The organism is Desulfobacterales bacterium, assembly GCA_034003325.1.
GTDB lineage: Bacteria > Desulfobacterota > Desulfobacteria > Desulfobacterales > JAFDDL01 > JAVEYW01.
The window spans coordinates 134,418-158,723 of the sequence record JAVEYW010000011.1 but is presented as its reverse complement, the minus strand read 5'-3'; the positions used below and the strand labels follow the sequence as shown (position 1 = coordinate 158,723).

Sequence of the window (24,306 nt, the reverse complement as noted above, 5' to 3'; positions counted from 1 at the left end):
TGACGGACGGGAAATAATACCGGCCGGTTAATAATATAACCGGCCGGTGTTCGTTTCTTTAAGACTGCTTTTCACCTAATTTTTCTTGAAGGTTTTCGCGGAGCAATTCACCGAACGAGGATGTGGCGGGTCTCATGTTGCTGACATAGTCACTCAGAATACTCTGATCATCCGCCATTTCCATGGCCTTAATGGACAGACCGATCCGGCGCTCTTCACTGTTGATGTTCATTACCCTTGCGGTAATCACATCACTAACCTTGAACTGTTCGGCCGGAGACTTGACTTTCTCCTTGCTGATCTCGGAAACATGCACCAGCCCTTCGATCCCCTCTTCCAGCTCGATAAACACACCGAAATCCGTAACGTTGGTTACCGTTCCCGTAATCTCTTTACCGACCTTATAGCGCTCGGCCACTGTTTTCCACGGATCATCGGCCAACTGTTTGATACCGAGAGAGAAGCGTTCGTTCTCCTTATCAATGTCCAGCACCTTGGCCCGAACCGTATCCCCCTTTTTATAAACCTCGGAAGGATGTTTAATTCGCTTGGTCCAGGAGATATCGGAAATATGCACCAACCCGTCAATGCCCTCATCAATACCGATAAAAAGACCGAAATCGGTGATATTTTTAATTTTTCCTTCAAGAATGGTGCCCAGCGGATACTTCTCGCTGATGACATCCCAGGGATTGGGAACGGTTTGTTTCATCCCAAGAGAAATGCGCCTGTTTTCCGGTTTCAAATCAAGCACAACCGCCTCGACTTCGTCGCCAACGCTGACCACCTTGGAAGGATGTCGGATTTTGCGCGTCCAGGACATTTCGGAAATATGAATGAGGCCCTCTATTCCTTCTTCAAGCTCCACAAAGGCACCATAATCGGTCAGGCTCACCACCTTGCCCGTGATTTTGGCACCGACCGGGTATTTGCCGGCCGCTGTTGTCCATGGATCCGGCGTCAATTGTTTCATCCCCAATGACACCCGCTCGCGCTCCAGATCCAGGGTCAAGACCTTTACCTGTATCTTGTCGCCCACCGTAAACATTTCAGAGGGGTGTTTGACGCGGCCCCATGAAATGTCGGTAATATGCAGCAGGCCATCCACGCCGCCCAGATCGACAAACACACCGTACTCGGTTATATTTTTAACAATGCCGTCCACAACCTTTCCTTCGGTAATAGAAGATAAGGTCGCTGAACGAGCCGTCTCACGCTCCTGCTCCAAAATGGCCCGTCGCGATAAGACGATATTGCTTCTTTTTCGGTTATATTTGAGAATTTTGAACTTAAGGGTCTGACCGACCATCTCATCAAGGTTGCGAATGGGTCGCAGATCGGCCTGAGAACCCGGCAGAAACGCCTGAACGCCGATATCCACTGAAAAACCGCCCTTGACGCGGCTGACGATGGTACCTTCCACGATGCCGTCATCATCATGGGCTTTCTTAATCTCTTCCCAGACTTTGACCTTAACAGCTTTTTCTTTGGACAGGACGACCACTTCCTCTTCATCGTCCCACCATTCCACCATGACCTCCACTGCATCGCCGACCTTGGCGACAATGTTGCCGTCTTCATCGATAAACTCGCCGATTCGAATCTGTCCCTCGGACTTGTATCCGATATCGACCAGCACGAAATCCTTGTCTACGGAGATGATTTTGCCTTTAACGACTTCTCCCTCGGCAAATCGTTTAAAACTCTCCTCGTACAGATCGATCAGGTTTTCCATACCTTCTCGGTCCATCTCGTCCTCTTCGGACAGATCATCGTCCAAAGAATCTTCCGTTTGGGCTTCGGCGGCTATTGCCGAAACGCCAGGTGCGTCCTGAGGCGTTGATGTGACTTCCGGATCCATTGCTTCGTTTTGCTCGTTCTTAGTTTCTTCTGACATGAAAAAAAATCCCCCTTGCCTATTATTTATGGCGGCTATCTATTCGCCATATAATCCGGGCAACATAACAACAGTTGCATCAAAACACAACGGTTTTTTCCATAGACGCTGAAATCTATTCAGTCGAAGTGTTAATGCGGGTTTCCACGATTCGTTTCATTGTTGCGACGACTTGGGCGACCGGAATGTCACTGGAATCGACATATATCGCATCTTCAGCCGGTTTCAACGGTGCCAGCGCACGCGTGCTGTCGTTTTCATCCCGGCGGGCCATTTCTCTTTCAACATCCTGCAAGGACTGTTCCCCCTTGCCTTCCAGTTCCCGATATCGTCGCAAGGCCCGAATTTTGGGGGACGCATCCAGAAAAAATTTGACTTCGGCATTCGGGAAAACAACGGTTCCCATGTCCCGCCCTTCAAATACGGCGGCTTTGTCCCGACCCATTCGTTTTTGAATATCCAACAAAAATTCCCGTACAACCGGCCTTGCGGATACCGCCGAGGCCGCCATTGAAATTTCAGGGGTTCTTATTTTATCCGTGATATCAGTGCCGTTTAAAATCAATCGGCTGCCGCCATTTGCAATGGTATAATTCAAGTTAAGGTTTTGGCAGAGGCCTTTAAGCCCTTCATCATCTGTCGGCGAAATACCGGCCTCAAGCGCCGAGAATGCCACGGCACGATAGAGCGAACCGGTATCCACATATCGGTATTGGAGCGCTTCGGCCAATTGCCGGCTGACAGTCGTTTTGCCTGCGCCGGCCGGCCCGTCAATCGTCACGACCACGGATTTCATCATACGCCTCTTTCGCCTCTCTTCAGACAAAGAAGAGACCGTTACAGAACGGCTTTCAACGCCTGAATAAATCGCCGGTTTTCAACGGGCAGCCCCGCATTGATTCGAATATACTGCGGAAACCCGTACGATACCATTGAACGGACGATTACGCCTTGCCGAAGCATCTTTTCAAACACCACAGCCGCATCCTGACCGACATCGATCAGGAAGAAATTCGCTTGCGTGGGGAAGTATCGCAACCCCATTTTGTCGATCTCCTGGTACAAATAATCAAGCCCCTCATGAACCACTTGAAGTGTTTTTTCCAAAAACGCCGTGTCGTCCAAGGCGTGAACTGCGGCAATTTGCGCAAGCGAACTAACGTTGAAGGGCTGTCTAACCCGGTTAAGAAGATCCTGAAGCGGAACCGGCATGACACCATAGCCAACCCTGAGACCGGCAAGGCCATAAGCCTTTGAAAATGTCCGCAGCGTTACGACGGGAACAGGTCCGTCCAGGTAATCAAGGCCACTGGCACATCGCTCATCCCGAGCAAATTCGATATACGCCTCGTCCATGACAACCACCACGCCTTCCGGCACTTTTTTCAGAAAGGCTTCAAACTCATTTTGGGTCACGATGGTTCCGGTGGGGTTATTGGGATTGTTCACAAAAATCAGTCGCGTTTTAGACGTGATCGCTTCGGCCATCCGGTCCAGATCAATCGCCAGGCCATTGAGCGGTACGTAGATGGGTTTCGCGTCCGCGCAACGGATCATGATGTCGTACATTAGAAAAGACGGTTTCGGAAGCACGGCCTCATCTCCAGACTGAAGCAGTGCGCGCGTCAACATGCCGATAATTTCATCGGAACCGTTACCCAGAACAATGGCGTTGCGCGGCACGTCTAAATGCCCGGCCAGTTTCTCGTTTAAAAGATAGGCTGCGCCATCCGGATAACGATGGAGGTTTCCCATGGCTTTTTCCATGGCGTTGACTGCCAGGGGAGAGGGCCCCAAGGGATTTTCATTGGAGGCCAGCTTCACCGAGTCACTGATGCCATATTCCCGCTCCAACTCATCGAGCGGCTTTCCCGGCTCATAAGGTTTGATAGCCGCTATGTGCGAAGGCACTCTGAGATTCAAAAACCGGGATGCGCCCTGTTCCTCATTTTTGTTCATTCGAAGTCCCATCCTCAATTAACACGTTATTAATCCATCTGTTTTTTTGTCCACGGCATGGAAAGCCGCCTGTCAATCGCCAGAATGGGACACCCAAAACTCGCCGTGTCCAACTGAGGCAAAAGATCCGTTGATGCGGTGATAAATTCAAGGGGCAACCCGGTATGATCGGATAACGCCGAGACAAACACATAGCCCTGCTGAACCACCTCATGGGTGGTCTCATCAATCAGATTGGCGTTGCCGATAATACCATCTATCGTCATGCCGGACGCTGCCTCAATTTCTTTTTGTATTTTCAGGCACCCGGCCATTGTCGCCGTATTCGGCCGAAAAGGATTCACCACCTGAAGCATGCGATACGGCCTGCCGCTGAACGCATCGGCAAGGGATGCCAGCACGGTGGCGCCGGCATCGTCCCCGCCGACATCCAGCAGCGTCAGTTCGGCAGGGTGTCGAATCATGCCCGCCACTTCGGGCGCCAGGATCGGCAAATCGGCGTTCATGTATTGCTTAGGTGGCAGCACCAGATCAATCCCCAAGTCGGCAAGATAGTGTTTCGCCTCCCGGGTTCGAAAATAGAAATTGACAAGATCAAGATCCGCCACCCGAACCTTTGCCCCCCTGCGCTTTTGATTCACGGCCAGATTAATCGCCACCTCGGTCTTTCCGGAACCGTACCCGCCAACGATGACGACAACGCCTTTAAGCCCTATTTCCATAACCTAAGTTTCCCCGATTTGTGCCCCGATTCGGTTCGATCCTTGCAGAGGGGCGATTAGCGGTAAAAACACCCCCATTAACAATAGCCGGACTCAAAACGATTCGTTCTCTATGGTTAATTTCTCCTTGTGTCAAGTATTTTCAAGGAGTTGGATCATCAAGAGCCTTGACACGCCCGCCAACCTGTTATTATACTCCACGGCAACTGCGCGGACAGACCCGTTTCGGCGGCATTGTCTTCCGCCGCAACCACAAGCATTGGAACATTCATCATGAAAGGGCCGGAACCGATGGTGCCATACGGCAAGTCACTCGTCAATCTCATTGTGGACGAAACCCGTCAAACCTTGCTAAAAGAAATTTCTCTCAATCTGCCTGAGATCAGCTTGAATGAACGACAATTATGTGACCTTGAGTTGTTGGCCACCGGCGCCTTTTCACCGCTCAAAGGATTTATGACGAGCGCGGATTACGAGTCGGTTTTGGACCGCATGCGGCTTCAGGATAACACCCTGTGGCCCATCCCCATTTGCCTGGATATCTCCCAAATCACCGCCAAGCGGCTTGAGGTGGGCCAATCCCTGGCCTTGAGGGATATGGAGGGCTTTCTGCTGGCGATCATGCACATTGAGGACATCTGGCCGGTGGATCACCCGAAGGAGGCTGTTCAGGTTTTCGGCACGCAGGATCCGTCTCACCCCGGTGTTCATTATTTGTTGAACCGGACGGGCGATTATTATGTCGGCGGCGCCGTTGAAGTGATCAGCCTGCCGCTTCATGCGGACTTTAAGCAACTTCGCCAAACCCCGGGGGAAATCCGTCAAATGTATCAAAAACTTGAATGGAACCGGGTGGTGGGGTTTACCACACGAAACCCGATTCACCGGCCTCAATTCGAGATGACCCTTGAAGCGATGCGAAAAGCCAAGGCCAACCTGCTGTTATTGCCCATTGCGGGCGTGAGCAAACCGGGTGATTTTGACCACTTCACGCGCGTGCGCTGCTACCGGGAAGTGGGCCGGCATTATCCGCCGAATTCCCATCTGCTGAATTTGCTGCCGCTGGCCACCCGAATGGCCGGGCCAAAAACCGCGTTGTTGCATGCCATCATCGCAAAAAATTACGGATGCACCCACTTCATTGTCGGAAGGGATCATGCCGGACCCGGGACCGACAAGGAAGGAAGATCTTTTTACCCCTTAGATGCCGCCCCGAAAATGGCGGATCAACACAGCGAAGAAATCGGGATCACCATCATCGCCTTTGACGAAATGGTCTACTTGCCTTTTGAGGATGAATACCGACAAGTGGACCGAATATCACCGGGAACCCAGACCATTTCATTAAACGGCTCTCAGATTCGAGACCGCATTCGCAGCGGCCGACATGTGCCGGAATGGGCCACCTTTCCGGAAGTCATCAACGAATTGCTGAACGCCTACCCCCCTCCCCGAAAGCAGGGGGTCACCATTTTTCTGACAGGCTTGTCCGGTGCCGGAAAATCCACCATCGCCAAAGTCCTTTTTTCCAGATTTCTGGAGATCGGCGACCGCCCGGTCACCCTCCTGGATGGTGATATCGTTCGAAGAAACCTTTCCAGGGAGCTCAGCTTCTCCAAGGAACACCGTGACATCAATGTCCGGCGGATCGGATTTGTCGCCAGCGAAATCACAAAAAATCGGGGCATTGCGATTTGCGCCCCGATCGCACCCTATGCAACAACACGAAACGAAATCAGAAAAACTATCGAAGCCTATGGGGGCTTTATTGAGGTTCATGTCGCAACCCCGATCGCAGAATGTGAAACAAGGGATCGAAAAGGCATGTATGCCAAGGCCCGCGCCGGCTTGATCAAAGGCTTTACGGGCGTGGACGACCCCTATGAAGCACCGGAATCCCCGGAGGTTGTTATTGATACGACCCATCTGACACCGGATGAGGCGGCGCAGGAGGTGCTGCTGGTGATGGGGCAGAAGGGGTATATTTGAGGGGAGCTGATAGCTCATAGCTGATAGCTCATAGCTGATAGCTCATAGCTGATAGCTCATAGCTCATAGCTGATAGGACAACAATATGGAACATCTTCTACTGCGAGCACTTATTGCCGCCATTCGGGCCGGAAAGGCGACACTCGAGGTGTACCGGACGGATTTTTCGGTCGCCCATAAATCCGATGATTCGCCACTGACACTCGCGGATCAGCGATCCCACGAGATCATCACCGACCTGCTTTCCCCGTTGAGGATTCCGATCTTAAGCGAAGAGGGCCGGAATATTCCGTTTGAGGAGAGAAAGACCTGGGAAAAATTCTGGTTGATTGACCCGTTGGACGGCACCAAGGAATTCGTCAAAAAAAATGACGAGTTTACGGTCAACATCGCCTTGATTGAAAATCAGGTTCCAGTTATGGGCATCATTTGCGTACCGGTGCTGGGAATCACCTATTTTGCGGAAACAGATATCGGGGCGTTTATGCTTGAAGATCCCGTCATGACGGAGCGAATTGCATTCGCAGACATGGGTCACAACGGCATCAGGCTCATGGATGTCCTGGCCGCTAGCGCGCGGTTGCCCTTGCCCCAATCCACAACCGCGCCTTATACCATTGTCGGCAGCCGCTCCCACAGCACACCTGAACTTGAGGCCTTTGTCGATAAAAAACGCCGGGAATACGATCAGGTGACCTTTATTCCGGCCGGCAGCAGTCTGAAATTCTGCCGGATCGCCGAAGGCAGGGCCGCCATTTACCCCCGGCTAGGACCCACCATGGAGTGGGACACAGCCGCCGGCCAAGCCATCGCCGCGTGTGCCGGCGCGCGAGTCGTGCGTCACGATACAGGCACGCCGCTGGTTTATAACAAAGAAAATCTGCTCAACCCCTGGTTTATTGTCGAGAGATGATCTGCGCTATGAGCGACGCTCTAAAAGCCCATCGCTCATAGCGGATCGGGTTCATTTCAACGCATACGGCCATCCGACAATACCGCCTTCAATAAAGGAGACCTTATCAAATCCTGCGGCATTGAGAATCCGTTGGGCTTCATATCCGCGCATACTGACTTTACAGAACGCCAAAATTTCCCGATCTTGCGGAAGCTCGCCCGCGCGAGTCCTTAACATACCCAGGGGAATATGGACGGAATCGTATGGCAGGTTTATTTCGGCGACCTCAGCCGGTGTTCTGACATCCAGGAGCACGACCTCTCCCTTTTCGATCTTTGATTGGGCCGCTGCTGACGAAATGCCGTTCGCTATCCCGTCAAGTTTATTCTGCATCAGGTGCGCGCAAACCGCCAGCGGATCCAGGGGCGGTGAAAACGGCGGCGCATACCCGTAATCAATGTCTGCCACTTGATCCACCGAGCCACCCAGCAAGATGACCGCTGCAGCGACATCCAGTCGCTTCGCACCGTTGCCCATGCCCGCAACCTGTATCCCCAGAAGTTTCCGATCCCTTCGGTCGGCGATCATCTTGATAATAAGGGGTCTGGCTTCGCTCATGAAATGCGGCATATCCGGCCCGGTCCAAGTGGTCGTTTCTATGACCAAGCCCAGCGCGCGCGCCTGTTTCTCGGTCAGACCGGTGCGGCCCACCGTGTGATCAAACACCCTCACGATGGAAGTGCAACTGATGCCGCTGAAGGGAATAGCCATTCCTGCGATATGGTTGGCAATAACACGCCCGTTTTTATTGGCTGTGGAACCCAGCGGCACATAGACGTTTCGCCCCATTATCGGACGGACATATCGGTTCTCGGCACAGTCCCCACCGGCGTATATGTCCGGGTCGCTGGTCTGACCATATTCGTTCACCACAACACCTCGATCACACACTAAACCGGACGCCGCCGCCAATTGGGTGTTGGGGCGCGTTCCCACGGCAACAATCACGGCGTCCGTGGCAATCTCCCGCCGGTCCGTTCGAACAACCGATGCTTTCGCGTCCCCCTCGATCGCAATAACCTTTTCGCCCAAAATGAGATTCACACCGTTTTGAACCAGGGGCTTTGCCGCCAAAGCGGCGATATCCGCATCCAGAACACCCGGCATGACCTGATCCATCATCTCCACCATGGTCACATCCAGCCCTCTGCGAATCATCGCTTCCGCCATTTCCATACCGATAAACCCGGCACCTACCATAACCACTTTTTTTATCGATTGTTCTTTGATCTCCCGGCTCAGCGACTCGGCATCCATCGGGTGGGTCATGAACCAGACGTTTTTTAAGTCCATTCCGGAAATCGGCGGCCTTACGGGCGAGCCGCCCGTGGCAAGCACCAATTTATCATAAGCAAGATTCTCCTCGATTTTCGTATCTAATGACTTTATCCGCACGGTTTTTTCTCTGCGGCTGATGCTCAAAACCTCCGTGCGAATCAGAACCTGAACACCTTTGACCGCAGCAAAGAATGCGGGATTCCGCGCAACTCCCACCGGGGTTTTATACAACTCGTCTATGTTTGAGAACACCCCTTCAACATAAAAGGGAAGCGCGCAAGCACCGTAGGATATAATATCTCCCCGCTCTATCACCGTTATCCGGGCCTGCGGCATAAGGCGCTTTAACCGGGCCGCTGTTTTCGGGCCACACGCAACACCGCCGATAACAAGGACTCTGATTTCATCCGACATATTCAAGCTGCTCCTTTCAAAAATAAAACTGAACTTCGCCGGGCAATCTCCGGCTGTGAAATTCCATTAGAATAGACGGTAACCTCATGACCGAGGAAAATATTACACTGAATACCATCCGGCGAATCGCCTCATGGGCCCACGCTGTGAAACAGATTACCGGATATGGCACCTCATAAGCAATTGAAAAATCATGTTTACACGAACATGGAACCTGGCACTGCGGTTCTGTCCATGCGGTCAGAGGGGGCAGAAAAATGGACCGAGTGTTGAACACACTGAGCATCACTCACTTAAAATAATCCACCGCGTTTTTCAGCAATTGAATGCCCGGAGTAAAACCGGCAGTGGGCGGCTTCAGGCCGCGCGTGGCCTTTTCGCGATATCGCAACCAATCCGGATGATTGGTGGGATGGTTGAATGCTTCCGGGTGCGGCATCAGTCCGAAGACGCGCCCCGTGGGATCACAGATTCCGGCGATGTCCATTACGGCGCCGTTGGGATTATAGGGAAAACGCCCCGCTGCTAGCGCGCCGTCGGGCAGCGCGTATTGCACCACGATCTGGTTATTTTCCTTCAGGCGGCTCAAGACCGCCATCTCCGCATAAAACTTTCCTTCACCGTGCCGCACGGGCACATCCAACAACGCCATTTCCCGCGTAAATACACAAGGGGACTTCGAGTTGATTCTCAGCGTCACCCAGTCGTCCCGAAAATTGCCGCAATCGTTATGGATCAGCGCCACTTTTCGGGCCGTGTAATCCCCATCCAGTCCGGGGAGAAGGCCCAGATTCACAAGCGTTTGAAAACCGTTACAGATACCGATGACGAGGTTTCCCTTTTCAATAAATGAAACCAGTTGATCCCCCATATGGGTTCGCATACGCACCGCCTGGACCACACCGGCCCCATGATCATCCCCCCAGCTAAATCCGCCGCCGAAGACAAGGATTTGAAAATCATTCAGACCAACTTCCCCGGCTATCAGCCGGTTGATGTGCACCCGCTGCGTTGACGCGCCCGCTTTTTCAAATGAGTACGCGGTTTCCGCATCACAGTTGAGGCCATAGCCCGTGAGTATCAGTACCTTCACTGCTTTCATATCAAATCTCCAAAAGGCTTTTTCCAGGCGGTTTTTAACGCATCGATTGATATGGAAATCAAAGCAGCGGATGAATCGGTGCTCCCCTTGCAAATAACCAATTGGCCGCCTTCTTCCGTCACCCGGCCAATACAGGCGCATGTGAGGCCTGCAAAGCTCTTGTCGAAAAGCTCCCGATATGCCGGATTAATCGTCACGATGAAACGCCCGGCCGATTCGGAAAACAATAGCGCATCGTCACGGAAAACACCGGCTGCCGGCACCTTGGTAAGGTCAATTTGCATTCCCAGGTTGCCGGCCATGGCGACCAACGCCAGGTGGACACCCAGTCCGCCCCGATAGATGCCGTGTGCAGAAGCGATCCAGCCATGTCGAACCGCACGGGATAACGCCCGGTACAATACTTTGTTTTTTTCCAGGAAAACCTGCGGCACCTGCGTGCCGGTGTAGCCCAAATGCTCGTAATATTCCGAGGCGCCCAGCTCGTTTCGGGTCTCTCCCAGCACATAGACCAAATCCCCGCTGAGCTTGGCGTCCATGGAAACGCAGTACGCCAAATCATCGATGACCGATGTGGCCGAAAACTGCAATGTTTCCAAGGCCGATACCTTATGGCGCTCACCATATCTGCCTGCCAGATAGCCATCCACATACATGCTGTCTTTTCCGGAAAGAAGCGGAATTTCATAGCCCAGACAAAGATCCCGCAACGCCCGGCACGAACGCACCAATTGAGCGGCCTTGAATTTGCCGTCCGGATTGGCCACGGGATCGTACTGAATGTTCGGCCAGCAGAAATTATCCACCCCGCCGATATGGTCCGGGTCACCGCCGACCGATATCAACCGCCTGACCGCTTCATCAATGGTGCAGGCGGTCATATGATAGGCATCGATTGCGGAATAGGCGGGCAACAGCGCCTGAGCGAAGGCCAATCCTTTTTCGACCCCCAGCACGGGTCGGCTGACCGTGGCGTCGCTCGGCACATCGCGCATGGCGCCCACAAGCTGTTTGATGACGCTGCCGCCCTGAACTTCATGATCGTATTGACGCGAAATCCATTGATGATCACAGATGTTGGGCCGGGACAACAGATCGGTTAATAACCGGTTATAATCTTCCGGCGGCCGCAGAACCGGTTCCACCAGCCCGCGCTGTTCGGCAGACCGCCACTCAGCCTCGAATTCCCATTGGGGAAACCCGGCGGTCAAAAGATCCATATGGACATAGGCACAGGTCTCACCGTTATAGGTGATATGCAACTTGCCCGAATCCGTGTAGCGGCCGATGACCGTACTTTCCACAGCGTGCAATCGGGACAATCCCATAAACCGGTCCAGGTTTTCGGGTCGAACCGCCACGGTCATTCGTTCCTGCGACTCGGACACCCAAATTTCCCATTGATCAAGCCCCTCATATTTCAGGGGCACTTTTTCCAACTCGACAACGCAACCGCCTGATATGCGGGCTGATTCTCCCACCGAGGAGGAAAGCCCGCCGCCGCCGTTATCCGTGATATATTCAATGAGACCCTCATCTCTTGCCTCCAGAAGAAAATCGTGCATCTTCTTTTGCGTGTAAGGGTCCCCGATCTGTACATGGCCTGCCGGCGTGTGCTCGGAAAAAACCTCCGAGGAAGCGGTGACGCCGTGAATGCCGTCCTTGCCCACGCGGCCGCCGCACATGATCAACAGATCCCCTGAAGAGGTGTGCTTTAATTCCGAGGGCTTGCCTTGGACCGTGGCAGGCATGATGCCCAGGGCGGTCACAAAGACCAGGCATTTTCCCATATACCCGGAATGAAACAGCACCTGACCAAAAGTGGTGGGAATGCCGCTCTTGTTGCCGCCGTCCCGTACCCCTTCTATCACGCCATCCAACAAGCGCCGGGGATGAAGCCGCGGTTTTAAATCGCCGGCGTAATCCCGGTGGCCCACGCAATAGCCATAACTGCCCATAATCAGTTTGGACCCTTTTCCGGTCCCCAGCGGATCACGGTAAACCCCGACGATACCAGTAATGGCCCCGCCGTATGCTTCCATATTGGAGGGCGAATTATGTGTCTCCCCTGTGATGACATAATAATGCCGGTCATCAAAACGCCCCACCCCCGCATTGTCCCACAGCACGGAAATCACCCATGGCTTTTTCTCCTTTAATGCCAGCGTGGGGGTTTGAATATAGGTTTTAAACAAATTATTCTCTATACGGATTTCCCCGGTATCCGAATCCCGATAACGAAAGAGCCCCTGAAAGGTATTGTGGTTGCAATGATCGCTGCGACCTTGTGAGATATACTCCAGCTCCACATCCGTCGGATCCGTCAATCCCACCCGTTTTCGTTCGGCCTGCACGGAAGGATCTAGAAAATAGGTGCGAATGGTGGGAATATCGTTGGGATTGAGCGCCAGATTGCGGGCATCGCTCACCGCAGCCAATGCCGCATCACTGGCAATTGATATGGGGGTCACGGTCGGGGTGTGATTGAGCCGAACCTTGGGTAAAATCAAGCCGATCCCCACCTTCCGGTTCCAGTCTTTTTTTGAAAATACCTTCCACTGCTGAATAATATCGTTGGCAAGAAGCTCGTTCGCAATTTTACTCATCATCTGAGCGGTCAGGTTTTCTCCTTGCACACAGTAGCGCTTGGATGTGTAGACAACCTCCGAAGGGCTCAAAGCCCTTCCCAGCACATCCGCCATGGCCTCCATGGCCGTGCTTCCGGGGTTATCTCGCACACCGGGACGAAACCCGACCCAGATCGTCCAATCAAATGCCGCGGGCAGAGGCTCATAGGAAGATATCTGAGTAACCGGGTTCGTGAAAATATCGCACCGGATTTTTTCCAGCTCATCCGGCGAAAGCGCAGCGTCAATGGTCAGTACCTGAATCGTGCGGACACCGGATAACCGGATGCCGAAATAGTTTTGGGCCTTTTGCCGGACGCCTTCGCCTTCCGCATCAAAAAGATCCGGTTTGATCGAAATTTCTAGTCGATTTGCCATAAAATCACCCTTGGCGGAAGATAGATGGGTTGGATCGCGCTTAGCTGAATATCAACCGGGTTATGTCATTATAGAAAACATATATCATCAACAGCAGCAGCAAAAAAATGCCGATTTGTTGAGCGATCTCCCGCATCCGCGTATTGACCGGTCTGCCCAGGATCGCCTCGATGGAGAAAAAGAGCAGGTGGCCGCCATCCAACACCGGAATCGGAAGAAAATTGATGATTCCCAGATTGATGCTCAGCAGGGCAATAAAAAAGAAAAAATTCGCAGCCCCCTCCTTGACCTGCTCGCCAGCCATTTGCGCAATCATGATCGGGCCGCCCAGGGTTTCCCTGGAAAGCGACCCCTGAATCATCTTGACAATACTGATAACGGTAAGCTCCGTGATCTGATAGGTTTGCTTGACGCTTTCCGTCACAGCTCCCACTAAACCGATTGTTTTATGAAAAGAATCGCCCGAAGGGCCAATGCCGATCAAATACCGGTCCACATCCTCTCCGAACAGGTTCTTGGCGGTTTGCAGCTCGGCCGTGATATGAAGGGTCAGAAGCTGCCCTTCTCGCAAAACCGAAAAGACAAGCGCTTTTCCCTTACTGTCCGTTATCATTCGGGCCATCTCTTCCCAATTCTCCAAGCGAACCTGGTCAATGGCTATGATCTGGTCGCCGGATTTTAACCCCTGCCTTTCCGCCGGGGTGTTTTTACCGACGCTTCCCACGGTCGGTTTGAGAATATAAACGCCCGATATCATATAAATCATCATGATGATGAGCAGGGCCAGAAGGATATTGAAAAGAGGGCCCGCGGCCACAATCAACATGCGTTTAAACACATGCTTATGCGTAAAGGAGCGGGGAATATCCGCCGGATCGATGTCGGCGCCGGGATCTTCGCCGGTCATTTTCACATACCCGCCCAAGGGAATGGCCGATATCCGATAATCGGTTTCTCCAACCGTTTTCCCGAATAACCGGGGGCCAAATCCCAATGAAAACTTTTCCACCCCCACCCCGAAAAACCGGGCAACGATAAAATGCCCCAATTCGTGGAAGAAAATAAGAATGCCCAAAACAATTACAAATGCAAAAATATTTGTACCCATGGTATGTTGGTTTCCCGTAAAATGATGGTTAACTGATTCCGTTTACGCGCACGAATTCGCTGAAGGGCAGCTTTTAAACCAGCGAGCCGGCATAATCCCTGGCCCATTGGTCCGCCTCCAGTATTTCCGAAAGGGACGGCTGATTCACTACGGAATGCCGATCCATGGTCTTTTCAATGATAACCGGAATCCGCGCAAATTCAATCTTATTCCCCAAAAAAGCTTCCACGGCGATCTCGTTGGCGGCGTTGAGAACCGCGGGGCATGTCCCTCCGGCCTCTACCGCCTCAAACGCCAGCCTCAGACATGGAAATTTAATAATATCGGGCTGCTGAAAAGTCAGCGCCCCGATACCCGGAAAATCGGGCAACGGCAGATTCAAGGGCAAGCGTTCCGGATAGGTCAGGGCGTATGAAATGGCCGATTTCATATCCGGTAATCCCAGCTGGGCCAGCACCGTGCCGTCCTGAAATGAAACCATGGAGTGCACCACACTTTGCGGGTGTACCACCACCTCAATCCGCCGGGCAGGCAAATTAAACAACCAACTGGCCTCAATGACTTCCAACCCCTTGTTCATGAGGGTCGCAGAATCAATGCTGATCTTAGGACCCATATGCCAGGTCGGATGGTTTAACGCCTCCTCGGGCCGAATATGTTCCAGATCGGCCCGGTTTAAAAAGGGGCCACCTGATGCGGTAAGATGAATTTTTTCGATATCTTGATGCCGATGCCCGTTGAGGCATTGAAAAATGGCGCTATGCTCACTGTCGATGGGCAACAGTCGAATACCCGCAGCAGCAGCCCGCGCCATCACGATTTCCCCGGCCATCACCAGGGTTTCCTTGTTTGCCAGGGCGATGTCCTTTCCCGCACCGATAGCCGCCAGTGTCGGCAGCAGGCCCGCCGCCCCGACCAGCGCAATCACCACCTGATTCACGCCGGATAAAGACGCCGCTTCTTCATAGCCTTTTACCCCCGCAAGAATAGATGTCGAATCATTTGCCGGCAACAACGCGCGAAGCCTTTGGGCTGTATCCTCATCATACACCACCGCCAACTCGGGTTTGAATTGTTGAATTTGTTCGGAAAGCAGCTTCACATTTTTCCCGGCGGCAAGGGCCTGGATCTTAAACCGATCCGGAAACATTGCGGCCACATAAAGCGTATTGCGGCCAATGGAACCCGTGGAGCCGAGAATAGAAAGATATTTAATCAATGAATCACCTGATCTTAAGGGGTGAGATAAAACACTTTAAGGAAATACGCCACCGGCAATGCAAATAAAATGGCATCGATCCGATCCAGAATACCGCCATGCCCCGGCAAAATGTTCCCGGAATCCTTTACCCCAGCGGATCTTTTCAGTACAGATTCAAATAAATCCCCGATCTGTCCCGCACTTCCGATAGCCAGGCAGAAAATAAGGCTTTCTGTCATGGATACGGCCGGTAAAAAAAGAAGCTTATATACCACACCGATGCCGATATTGGCGGCAAGGCCGCCAATTGCCCCTTCAATGGTTTTCCCGGGGCTTACCGAAGGGCAAAGCTTATGCGTTCCAAAATACGTCCCCGCATAATAGGCGCCCGTGTCCCCGGCAAATATCACGCAGGCGATAAAAAAAACCCATTGCCCACCCGAGGGTTCTTGTCGAATCATAACGGCATAGGCCATCGCCAGGGGAATATAAATCCCTCCCAGGGCCACAAACGCCGCTTTTCGGGAAATGTCGGCATCGTATTGAAAGCGTCTCAGGCTTATAAAACCGGTCAAAATCAGGCTGAACGATAGAATCAACGGGAAAAGCGCGGGGTGCCGGGTGGATGCCGCCCAAATGAGCGCCATTCCGGAAAGAATATTCACGAAGGATAGAGGGTTAAGATGGGCAGCATCGGCCTCACCGGAAATAATCCGAGTATATTCCCAAACAGCGAGCACCATGATGATGCCCATAAAAATTGAGAAAGATGCCACTCCCCCTTTAAAAATCAGCAACACCAGCAGGGGAAGGGCCACTAAGCTGGTTAACCACCGTTTGAGATGCATCTGGGCTGGTTTCGACTCCTTTCAGCTCTCCCGCCATGACAGTGAGGCGCTGCATACGAGCGAACCGGCCCGTTCCCACCTCATTGCGTTATCTATTCGGCGAATACAGCGCCGAATCTGCGCTCGCGGCGCTGATAGGCATCCAGAATTTCCATAAATTCTTCCCGACCGAAATCAGGCCATAACGTGTTGGTGATATATATTTCCGAATAGGCAATCTGCCAGAGGAGAAAATTGCTGATGCGCATCTCGCCACTAGTCCGAATCAGCAAATCCGGATCAGGCAAGCTTCCGGTATACAAATGTGCTGAAACGGCAGCCTCATCTATATCCTCTATCGCCATCTCGCCGCTGGCAACTTTTCCCGCAAGGGTTCTGACCATTTTAACAATTTCCGCCCGACTGCCGTAACTGAGCGCCAAATTTAGCCGCAAGGCGCCATTGTGGTGTGTTGAGGCCTTAACCGATTGAATCTTACTTTTAATTCGATCGGGCAAGCGATGGATCTCGCCGATGGTATCAAAGCGAATATCGTTTTCCACCATCTCTTTTTCTTCAGAACTCAAGAATCGTTCCAGAAGCGACATCAACGCCTGCACTTCCATCACGGGGCGATTCCAGTTTTCAGTGGAAAACGCGTAGAGCGTCAGCACGGGAATGCCGAGATCCCGGCAAGCTCTGACTATATCCCGAACGACCTCGGTGCCACGTTCATGCCCTTTGACCCGGTTGAGCAATCGCTTCTTTGCCCAGCGCCCGTTGCCATCCATGATAATCGCCACATGCTTCGGGAGCTTTTGGGGGTCAAGGACCGACCCCTTTTTACCGGGTGAGTTAGAACTCAAGGATTTCCTTCTCTTTTTCCTTAAATATCTCGTCAATCACCTTAATATTGCCATCGGTAATTTTCTGAATCTCATCCTGCGCCTTAAACGCCTCATCCTCCGAAATATCGCCGTCCTTTTTAAACCCTTTGATCAGTTCATTTGAATCCCGACGAACATTTCGAACCGCCACCTTATACTCTTCGCAAGTTTTCTGAAGCGATCGCACGAGCTGCTTGCGCCGATCCTGCGTCAACGGTGGAATGGAAATTCGAATCAGTTTTCCATCGCTGGACGGTGTCACGCCCAGATCCGATTTCAATATGGCTTTTTCAATCTCTTTAATAGCGGAAACATCCCAAGGCTGGATCAAAATCAAACGGCTTTCCGGCACAGAAAGAGACGCCATCTGATTTAAAGCGGTTGGGGTGCCGTAATAATCCACCCGAATACCATCCAGCAGGGACACCGAAGCGCGACCGGTTCTGATCCGTTTGAGTTCAGTTTTCAGGGCTGTGATGGATTTGCCCATCCGCTCATTGGTTTCTTCATAGGTCTCTTCAATCATGACAGGTCCCCTTTTATCGCCTTCTTTCTTCACTTGTATGGATTCCGAAGCCGGTAGAAATTGATTCCCCCCGTATTTTTAATGATTGATACGGGTCCCGATGGACTCGCCGCAGACGACACCCAGGATATTTCCCGGCGCCTTTAACAGGAATACCGACAACGGCAGTTGATTATCCATCGCAAGGGAAATGGCGGTCAAGTCCATAACGCGAAGTTGCTTTTCCAACGCCTCCCTATAGGTAATCTTGTCAAGACGCTTGGCATTCGGATTAATTTCCGGATCAGAGTCATAAATGCCGTCCACTTTGGTCGCCTTTAGCAATATCTCGGCGTGGATCTCCTGGGCCCGCAACACAGCGGCGGTGTCCGTCGTAAAATAGGGGTTTCCGGTGCCCGCGGCAAAAATCACCACTCGTCCCTTTTCAAGATGGCGAATGGCACGCCTGAGAATATAGGGTTCCGCCACTTCATGCATCGAAATGGCACTTTGAACCCTAGTCAACAGGCCATTTTTCTCAAGCGCATCCTGAAGCGCCAAACTGTTGATAACGGTCGCCAGCATGCCCATATGATCCGCCGACGACCGATCCATACCAAAAGAGCTGGCGGCGATGCCCCTGAAAATGTTGCCACCGCCGACAACGACAGCCACTTGTACGCCCAAATCGTGAACGGATTTAATTTCATCCGCAACAAATTTAATCATGTCCGGGCTGATACCAAAGCCCTGGTCGCCCATGAGCGCTTCGCCACTGAGTTTGAGCAGTATTCTCTTAAAACGGGGCATCGGCATATAATCAGGACTCTCCCAACTGGTAACGGCAAAACCGTTTAATGGTGATGTTTTCGCCTATTTTGCCGATCATCTCGTTTAACAGGTCTGCAATCGTTATGTCGGGATTCCGAACATAGGCCTGCTGCAACAGGCAGTTTTCCTTATAAAATTTATTCAGTTTCCCCTCGGCGATTTTATCTATCATGTTGGCAGGCTTACCCATTTCTGCCACTTGCGCTCGATAAATATCCATTTCTCGTCGAATCATTTCCTCGGGTACCTGGTCAGGGGAGATTGAGACCGGATTCGTGGCAGCGATATGCATGGCAATATTTTTTGAAAATTCAATAAAATCATCATTTTTAGCCACAAAATCGCTCTCGCAATTCACTTCAACCATGACACCGATTTTACCCCCCATATGAATATAGGATTGAATCGTGCCTTCACTCATCGCCCGGCCAGCGCGTTTCTGTGCGGTGGAAATTCCTTTTTTTCGCAAGAAATCAACCGCATTGGACATATCCCCATCACATTCGCTCAGCGCTTTTTTACAATCCATCATTCCGGCGCCGGTTCTTTCCCGTAGTTGTTTTACCATTTCCGCGGTTATTGCTGCCATTATTCCCTCCCTATCGTCTCACTTGATTCGGCTGCCTCTTCCAGTGCAGCCTGGGATTCAGCACCCGAAGCCCGTTTGATAATCTCGACCACCGGCCCCTTGGTGCCGTCGGAAATCACTTTTCTTTCGCCGGGCTTCAACTCGGCGGCAACTGCACCCAATTCATCTTTCTCCTCATATTTTTTATCGGACTGCGCCTGCTTTTTTTCAGATAATCGCCTGGCACCTTCGTTGCAAGCTTCCGCCATTTTAGATGTAATCAGTCGAATCGATCGAATGGCGTCATCATTGCCAGGAATCACGTAGTCCACCTCTTCCGGATCACAGTTCGTATCCACGATACCGACAATCGGAATATGCAGCCGTCTGGCCTCCCGAATGGCAATGGTCTCGTTTTTGGGATCGACCACAAACATCGCGCCCGGCATGCTGTTCATGCTCTGAATGCCGCCCAACGTGCTGTCGAGTTTGGTCCGTTCCTTGGCAAGTTTCAATCGCTCTTTTTTAGTATAGAGATTAATAGAGCCGTCGGTTTCGATTCGGTTCAAATAATTGAGCCGCTCGATACTCTGTTTTATGGTTTGAAAATTCGTCAGCATACCGCCCAGCCACCGATTATGCACATAATACATTTCGCAGCGGTTGGCTTCCTCATAGACGGCTTCACGCGCCTGCTTCTTGGTGCCGACAAAAAGCACCGATTTGCCCTTGGCCACGGTGTCTATCATAAAATCATACGCAGTTCTGAACATACGAACCGTTTTCTGCAAATCGATAATATAAATACCGTTTCGCTCTCCAAAAATATACGGCTTCATTTTTGGATTCCATCGTTTGGTCTGATGCCCGAAATGTACACCGGCTTCCAAGAGTTCTTTCATTGTAACATACGCCATGGTTTTCTTTTTCCTTTCATGGTTGGTTTATGCCACCGCCTTTTTCATCCCCATTTCCGACTTTTTCTTAAAAGCACCGGGAAACAGATCCAAAGGCGTGTGTGGTTTTTAAAATCAGGGTTTTGTAACAAACTAATCCATCTTGCGCAATAGTTTTATTTGGCGGTTTTAGGGCACGATCACCATCGTTGACACGGCACGATAGGCTTAATCGACTAATCGAGTTAGTAGCAGAATCCGGTCATGGCCGGCATAGTCTTTGAAAAAAAGAGGGGCTTCATATCCCTTTGAATGCGAAACCATCTCGATAAGCGGGGCTTTTTGATCATATCCAATTTCAAGAATGAGGGCGCCGTTGGGGGCCAAAAAGGGAGGCGCCCGGCGAATGATGCAGGACAGGGCGTCCAGGCCAAGAGGGCCGCCATCAAGTGCGCCATGGGGTTCGTACCGGACAATTTCAGGTTGCAGTCCTTCAATCTCCTGTGTTTTGATATACGGCGGATTGGATACGATGATGTCAAATACAGCGCCGGATCGGATGGATGAGAACCAGTCACCGGCAAAAAAGTGAACCCGCGACGCCAATCCGTGACGATCGGCATTTTTCCGCGCCAGTTGAACCGCCGCCGGGGATCGATCCACGGCAAAACACAGGGTTTGGGGGCGCTCGAATGCCAGAGCGATGGCAATCGCGCCCGAGCCGGTACCCAAATCCAGAATCCGACAAGCGCCTTTCCGCGTTTTTTCCGGCAGCCGCTTCAGCGCCGCTTCCACGAGGTTTTCGGATTCGGGTCTGGGAATCAAAACATTCGAATTCACCGACAGGGTCAGGGACCAGAACTCTTTTTCACCGGTAATATACGCCACCGGCTCGGCACTGACGCGCCGTTTGACAAAGGATTTGAAACGGCTCAGCTCATCCCGGTGAAGTGGCTGGTCATATCGCAAATACAGATCGATTCTTTGAAAGCCCAGGGTATGGGCCAGCAGCACTTCCGCGGTTGCCCTCGGCTGCTCTATCTTGTGAGCGGTGAAATAGGACGATGTCCAATTTAACAGGTCAAGAATAGTCCATGTCGGGCCGCTTTTCTCCGGATTGGGCACTGATAAATTCTTCATGCTTAAGGGCCTGGGCTTGATAATGGGTGGTCAACGCGTCAATGATCTCATCAATTTCCCCCTGAAGAATGCTCTCCAGACGATACAGCGTCAGCCCGATACGATGATCGGTCATCCGGCCCTGAGGAAAGTTATAGGTTCGAATCCGTTCACTCCGATCACCGCTGCCGATCTGACTTTTCCGCTCTTCGGAACGTTTCTCGTTTTGTTCCCGCGTTTTTTTGTCCAACAGCCGTGCTCGCAACACTTTCATGGCCTTGGCCTTGTTTTTATGCTGACTCTTCTCATCCTGGCACGTGACCACGAGCCCGGTGGGAAGATGCGTCAGTCGCACAGCGGAATCCGTCGTATTCACCGATTGTCCGCCCGGCCCGGTGGACCGGTACACATCCACTTTGACTTCACCGGGATCAATTTGAATTTCGACCTCTTCTGCCTCCGGCAACACGGCTACAGTCACGGCCGACGTATGAATCCGTCCCTGCGCCTCAGTGGCCGGAACCCGCTGCACCCGATGGGTACCGCTTTCATATTTTAACCGGCTGTAGGCCCCCTGCCCCTGAATCAGGGCAATCACTTCCTTTAAAGCGCCGATGCCGGAAGTATGGTGGGTTATAATCTCAATTTTCCACCGCCGTTTTTCAGCGTACCGGGAATACATATTGAATAGATTCCCCGCAAAAAGTCCTGCTTCCTCTCCGCCGGTACCGGCCCTGATTTCGAGCAACACATTCTTATCGTCCAGTGGATCTTTCGGCACGAGCAATTGTTTTAACTCAATCTCCAGCTCTTCTTTTAAGGTGCTGAGACGAACCACCTCATCGCGGGCCAATTCCTTGATTTCCAAATCCGAATCTTTCAGAAGCTCCCGGCTTTGTTCAAGATCAGCCAGTGTTTGCTTGAACTTACGGTATACGACCACCACCTTGCTCAACTCCGCGTGTTCGCGAGTATAGGCCTGGTAAGCCGCACGTTCCTGGAATACCTTCGGATCGGCAAGCAACTTTTCAAGTTCCTCGAAACGTTCCGCAGCGCCTGTCAGTTTATCAAACATACGAATTGCTCTTGCCGGATTCTCGACATGGAACGGCGTCTGCAGAGTGGGCCGTTCCGGGTAATTTATCCAGAATCAAATGTGGATCTTTGTTGCCGGAAAAAAAAGGTAAAGGAGGTCGACAGGGACCTCTTTTACCTTCGGGAAAATCGTCGGACTTAATTATTGTTCTGAAATTTCTCGTATTTTTTCCTGAACCGCTCAATCCGGCCAGCCGAATCAATCAGTTTCTGCTTTCCGGTAAAAAAGGGATGGCACTGAGAACAAATTTCAGTTTCTATGTCTTTTTTGGTGGACCCGGCCTCTATTTTAGCGCCGCAGGCACACCGAATCGTTGTTTTTTCGTATTTGGGATGAATGTCCTTTTTCATCGCTGTGTAACCCCCCTAAATGTGATTTATGTATTCATTGAATTCAGAAATTCGCTATTATCCCCGGTTCCATTCATTTTTTCAAGTAAAAATTCGAGGCTGTCCATCGGGTTCAGGGATGAAAGCAGTTTTCTGAGAATCCAGACACGATTCAGAACCTCCGCATTCAACAGGAGTTCCTCTTTTCGCGTGCCGGACTTTTTAATGTCAATCGCCGGGAATATGCGTTTATCCGCCAGTCGGCGATCCAACTGAATTTCCATGTTGCCGGTGCCTTTGAACTCCTCGAATATCACCTCGTCCATGCGGCTTCCCGTATCAATCAGGGCGGTTGCGATAATGGTAAGGCTGCCACCCTCTTCAATGTTTCGGGCCGCGCCGAAAAACCGTTTGGGCCGCTGAAGCGCATTGGAATCCACACCACCGGATAAAATTTTGCCGCTGGGCGGCATAACCGAGTTATAAGCCCGGGCAAGCCGCGTGATGCTGTCCAGCAAAATGACCACGTCCTTTTTGTGCTCTACGAGTCGCTTTGCCTTTTCAATCACCATTTCAGCCACCTGTACGTGCCGTTCGGCCGGCTCGTCGAAGGTTGAACTAATCACTTCGCCGCGCACGGAGCGCTCCATGTCCGTTACCTCCTCGGGCCGTTCATCTATCAACAGCACAAATAAGACGACGTCCTTGTGGTTGGCGACAACACTATTGGCAATGGCCTGAAGCAGCATGGTTTTACCCGTCCGCGGCGGAGATACGATCAGACCACGCTGACCGAAACCGATGGGCGTCACCAGATCCATAATCCGGGTGGAATAGTTGTCGGACTTGGTCTCCAGTGTCATCTTGCGGGACGGATACAGGGGCGTCAGGTTGTCGAACAAAATTTTTTCACGGGCCACTTCCGGATCTTCATAATTGACCGCTTCAACCTTCAGCAGGGCAAAATAGCGTTCGGACTCCTTGGGTTGCCTGATCTGACCGGAAACGGTGTCCCCGGTTCTTAGGTTGAACCGGCGTATTTGTGAGGGGGAGACATAAATATCGTCCGGGCCGGGCAGATAATTATAGTCCGGCGCACGGAGAAACCCAAAGCCATCCGGCAAAATTTCAAGTGTTCCTTCGCCAAAAATCAGCCCGTTTTTTTCGATCTGGGCCTGAAGCAGCGCAAAAATCAGTTCCTGCTTTCTCATCCCGGCGGCGCCTTCAATTTTGAACTTTTTGGCCATTTGGGTCAATTCGCTTATTTTTTTGTCTTTAAGCTCGACTATGTTCATTACTCCCTTTCCCCGCTTCCTGTTATTTTTTGGTATGAATTAAAGTTGATTTGATAGTTTCATGCGGTTTTTTTACAGGGCACTGATTTACCGAACAGGCGGATTCGTGAATCCTATGATACCTTCAAACACGCGATTTATCCTCAATGAAAAAAATGCTAACAAACGGCTGCAATCCCCAGCCCTTTAGCCAGATTTTCCAGGCGCGCCCCAATACTAATAACAAAAGGATTGGAACATAGTTGGTTGTTCTGGAGAGATTTGAGTGCTCAATAGAGTGCTCAGTGATCTTAGAATGAAGAGTTTGGAATTTCTCTCCAACA

21 protein-coding genes are annotated in these 24,306 nt (G+C 51.6%); 2 read left to right on the top strand and 19 right to left on the bottom strand.

Annotated features, from left to right (window positions below):
• Nucleotides 1–58: 58 nt before the first annotated feature.
• The 4 genes from RBT11_13315 to RBT11_13300 form a co-directional block, all read right to left on the bottom strand.
• Entirely contained in the window at nt 59–1,897 is a 1,839-nt protein-coding gene (locus tag RBT11_13315) for a 30S ribosomal protein S1 (protein ID MDX9787756.1), read from the bottom strand.
• 115 nt (nt 1,898–2,012) lie between these two features.
• Nucleotides 2,013–2,696, bottom strand: a complete 684-nt coding sequence (cmk, locus tag RBT11_13310) for a (d)CMP kinase (GenBank protein MDX9787755.1) — start codon at nt 2,694–2,696, stop codon at nt 2,013–2,015.
• A 38-nt stretch (nt 2,697–2,734) separates the two neighbouring features.
• On the bottom strand, nt 2,735–3,856 hold the full coding sequence (gene hisC / locus RBT11_13305; protein ID MDX9787754.1) for a histidinol-phosphate transaminase: 1,122 nt from the start codon (nt 3,854–3,856) through the stop codon (nt 2,735–2,737).
• A 29-nt stretch (nt 3,857–3,885) separates the two neighbouring features.
• Complete coding sequence (locus RBT11_13300) at nt 3,886–4,578, bottom strand: cobalamin biosynthesis protein CbiA (GenBank protein ID MDX9787753.1); 693 nt, start codon at nt 4,576–4,578, stop codon at nt 3,886–3,888.
• A gap of 273 nt (nt 4,579–4,851) precedes the next feature.
• On the opposite strand from RBT11_13300, the gene RBT11_13295 reads away from it, so the two are divergent.
• Nucleotides 4,852–6,567: a bifunctional sulfate adenylyltransferase/adenylylsulfate kinase gene (locus RBT11_13295; protein MDX9787752.1), complete on the top strand. Its 1,716-nt coding sequence runs from the start codon at nt 4,852–4,854 to the stop codon at nt 6,565–6,567.
• A gap of 85 nt (nt 6,568–6,652) precedes the next feature.
• Nucleotides 6,653–7,480 carry a 3'(2'),5'-bisphosphate nucleotidase CysQ gene (locus RBT11_13290; protein ID MDX9787751.1) on the top strand — a complete coding sequence of 276 codons (828 nt, stop codon included), beginning with the start codon at nt 6,653–6,655 and terminating at the stop codon, nt 7,478–7,480.
• Nucleotides 7,481–7,531: 51 nt separating this feature from the next.
• On the opposite strand, the gene RBT11_13285 is transcribed toward RBT11_13290, so the two are convergent.
• From RBT11_13285 to rho, 15 genes are all read right to left on the bottom strand, one after another.
• Nucleotides 7,532–9,214 carry an FAD-dependent oxidoreductase gene (locus RBT11_13285; protein ID MDX9787750.1) on the bottom strand — a complete coding sequence of 561 codons (1,683 nt, stop codon included), beginning with the start codon at nt 9,212–9,214 and terminating at the stop codon, nt 7,532–7,534.
• Nucleotides 9,215–9,503: 289 nt separating this feature from the next.
• On the bottom strand, nt 9,504–10,316 hold the full coding sequence (locus tag RBT11_13280) for a phosphoribosylformylglycinamidine synthase subunit PurQ (protein ID MDX9787749.1): 813 nt from the start codon (nt 10,314–10,316) through the stop codon (nt 9,504–9,506).
• Nucleotides 10,313–13,321, bottom strand: a complete 3,009-nt coding sequence (locus RBT11_13275; protein ID MDX9787748.1) for an AIR synthase-related protein — start codon at nt 13,319–13,321, stop codon at nt 10,313–10,315. The genes RBT11_13280 and RBT11_13275 overlap by 4 nt, the downstream gene beginning before the upstream one ends.
• 40 nt (nt 13,322–13,361) lie before the next feature.
• Nucleotides 13,362–14,429: an RIP metalloprotease RseP gene (gene rseP / locus RBT11_13270; GenBank protein ID MDX9787747.1), complete on the bottom strand. Its 1,068-nt coding sequence runs from the start codon at nt 14,427–14,429 to the stop codon at nt 13,362–13,364.
• A 73-nt stretch (nt 14,430–14,502) separates the two neighbouring features.
• Nucleotides 14,503–15,648 (bottom strand): 1-deoxy-D-xylulose-5-phosphate reductoisomerase, encoded by a 1,146-nt coding sequence (locus RBT11_13265; protein MDX9787746.1) that lies wholly within the window; start codon nt 15,646–15,648, stop codon nt 14,503–14,505.
• 14 nt (nt 15,649–15,662) lie between these two features.
• Nucleotides 15,663–16,478: a phosphatidate cytidylyltransferase gene (locus tag RBT11_13260; protein ID MDX9787745.1), complete on the bottom strand. Its 816-nt coding sequence runs from the start codon at nt 16,476–16,478 to the stop codon at nt 15,663–15,665.
• Between the two features lie 92 nt (nt 16,479–16,570).
• Nucleotides 16,571–17,323 carry an isoprenyl transferase gene (locus tag RBT11_13255; protein MDX9787744.1) on the bottom strand — a complete coding sequence of 251 codons (753 nt, stop codon included), beginning with the start codon at nt 17,321–17,323 and terminating at the stop codon, nt 16,571–16,573.
• Entirely contained in the window at nt 17,313–17,870 is a 558-nt protein-coding gene (gene frr, locus RBT11_13250) for a ribosome recycling factor (GenBank protein ID MDX9787743.1), read from the bottom strand. The genes RBT11_13255 and frr overlap by 11 nt, the downstream gene beginning before the upstream one ends.
• A gap of 78 nt (nt 17,871–17,948) precedes the next feature.
• The gene (pyrH, locus tag RBT11_13245; GenBank protein MDX9787742.1) at nt 17,949–18,665 is read right to left on the bottom strand and encodes a UMP kinase; all 717 of its coding nucleotides are present in this window, start codon (nt 18,663–18,665) and stop codon (nt 17,949–17,951) included.
• Nucleotides 18,666–18,669: 4 nt separating this feature from the next.
• A complete protein-coding gene (tsf, locus tag RBT11_13240) occupies nt 18,670–19,269 on the bottom strand; it encodes a translation elongation factor Ts (GenBank protein MDX9787741.1) in 600 nt (199 codons plus the stop codon).
• A complete protein-coding gene (gene rpsB, locus RBT11_13235) occupies nt 19,269–20,165 on the bottom strand; it encodes a 30S ribosomal protein S2 (GenBank protein ID MDX9787740.1) in 897 nt (298 codons plus the stop codon). Before rpsB ends, tsf begins: the two co-directional genes overlap by 1 nt.
• A gap of 207 nt (nt 20,166–20,372) precedes the next feature.
• Nucleotides 20,373–21,284 (bottom strand): peptide chain release factor N(5)-glutamine methyltransferase, encoded by a 912-nt coding sequence (prmC, locus tag RBT11_13230; protein MDX9787739.1) that lies wholly within the window; start codon nt 21,282–21,284, stop codon nt 20,373–20,375.
• Nucleotides 21,226–22,338, bottom strand: a complete 1,113-nt coding sequence (gene prfA / locus RBT11_13225; protein MDX9787738.1) for a peptide chain release factor 1 — start codon at nt 22,336–22,338, stop codon at nt 21,226–21,228. Before prfA ends, prmC begins: the two co-directional genes overlap by 59 nt.
• A gap of 158 nt (nt 22,339–22,496) precedes the next feature.
• Entirely contained in the window at nt 22,497–22,709 is a 213-nt protein-coding gene (rpmE, locus tag RBT11_13220; GenBank protein ID MDX9787737.1) for a 50S ribosomal protein L31, read from the bottom strand.
• A gap of 26 nt (nt 22,710–22,735) precedes the next feature.
• Nucleotides 22,736–23,983 (bottom strand): transcription termination factor Rho, encoded by a 1,248-nt coding sequence (rho, locus tag RBT11_13215; GenBank protein ID MDX9787736.1) that lies wholly within the window; start codon nt 23,981–23,983, stop codon nt 22,736–22,738.
• Nucleotides 23,984–24,306: the final 323 nt, after the last annotated feature.

Coding starts and splice junctions, on each gene's coding strand:
- rpsB (MDX9787740.1), bottom strand. CDS start 20,165: ATGGCGTATGTTACAATGAAAGAACTCTTGGAAGCCGGTGTACATTTC.
- RBT11_13315 (MDX9787756.1), bottom strand. CDS start 1,897: ATGTCAGAAGAAACTAAGAACGAGCAAAACGAAGCAATGGATCCGGAA.
- rseP (MDX9787747.1), bottom strand. CDS start 14,429: ATGGGTACAAATATTTTTGCATTTGTAATTGTTTTGGGCATTCTTATT.
- RBT11_13300 (MDX9787753.1), bottom strand. CDS start 4,578: ATGGAAATAGGGCTTAAAGGCGTTGTCGTCATCGTTGGCGGGTACGGT.
- rpmE (MDX9787737.1), bottom strand. CDS start 22,709: ATGAAAAAGGACATTCATCCCAAATACGAAAAAACAACGATTCGGTGT.
- tsf (MDX9787741.1), bottom strand. CDS start 19,269: ATGGCAGCAATAACCGCGGAAATGGTAAAACAACTACGGGAAAGAACC.
- RBT11_13260 (MDX9787745.1), bottom strand. CDS start 16,478: ATGCATCTCAAACGGTGGTTAACCAGCTTAGTGGCCCTTCCCCTGCTG.
- RBT11_13280 (MDX9787749.1), bottom strand. CDS start 10,316: ATGAAAGCAGTGAAGGTACTGATACTCACGGGCTATGGCCTCAACTGT.
- RBT11_13275 (MDX9787748.1), bottom strand. CDS start 13,321: ATGGCAAATCGACTAGAAATTTCGATCAAACCGGATCTTTTTGATGCG.
- cmk (MDX9787755.1), bottom strand. CDS start 2,696: ATGATGAAATCCGTGGTCGTGACGATTGACGGGCCGGCCGGCGCAGGC.
- RBT11_13285 (MDX9787750.1), bottom strand. CDS start 9,214: ATGTCGGATGAAATCAGAGTCCTTGTTATCGGCGGTGTTGCGTGTGGC.
- pyrH (MDX9787742.1), bottom strand. CDS start 18,665: ATGCCGATGCCCCGTTTTAAGAGAATACTGCTCAAACTCAGTGGCGAA.
- prfA (MDX9787738.1), bottom strand. CDS start 22,338: ATGTTTGATAAACTGACAGGCGCTGCGGAACGTTTCGAGGAACTTGAA.
- hisC (MDX9787754.1), bottom strand. CDS start 3,856: ATGAACAAAAATGAGGAACAGGGCGCATCCCGGTTTTTGAATCTCAGA.
- prmC (MDX9787739.1), bottom strand. CDS start 21,284: ATGAAGAATTTATCAGTGCCCAATCCGGAGAAAAGCGGCCCGACATGG.
- RBT11_13295 (MDX9787752.1), top strand. CDS start 4,852: ATGAAAGGGCCGGAACCGATGGTGCCATACGGCAAGTCACTCGTCAAT.
- frr (MDX9787743.1), bottom strand. CDS start 17,870: ATGATTGAAGAGACCTATGAAGAAACCAATGAGCGGATGGGCAAATCC.
- RBT11_13290 (MDX9787751.1), top strand. CDS start 6,653: ATGGAACATCTTCTACTGCGAGCACTTATTGCCGCCATTCGGGCCGGA.
- rho (MDX9787736.1), bottom strand. CDS start 23,983: ATGAACATAGTCGAGCTTAAAGACAAAAAAATAAGCGAATTGACCCAA.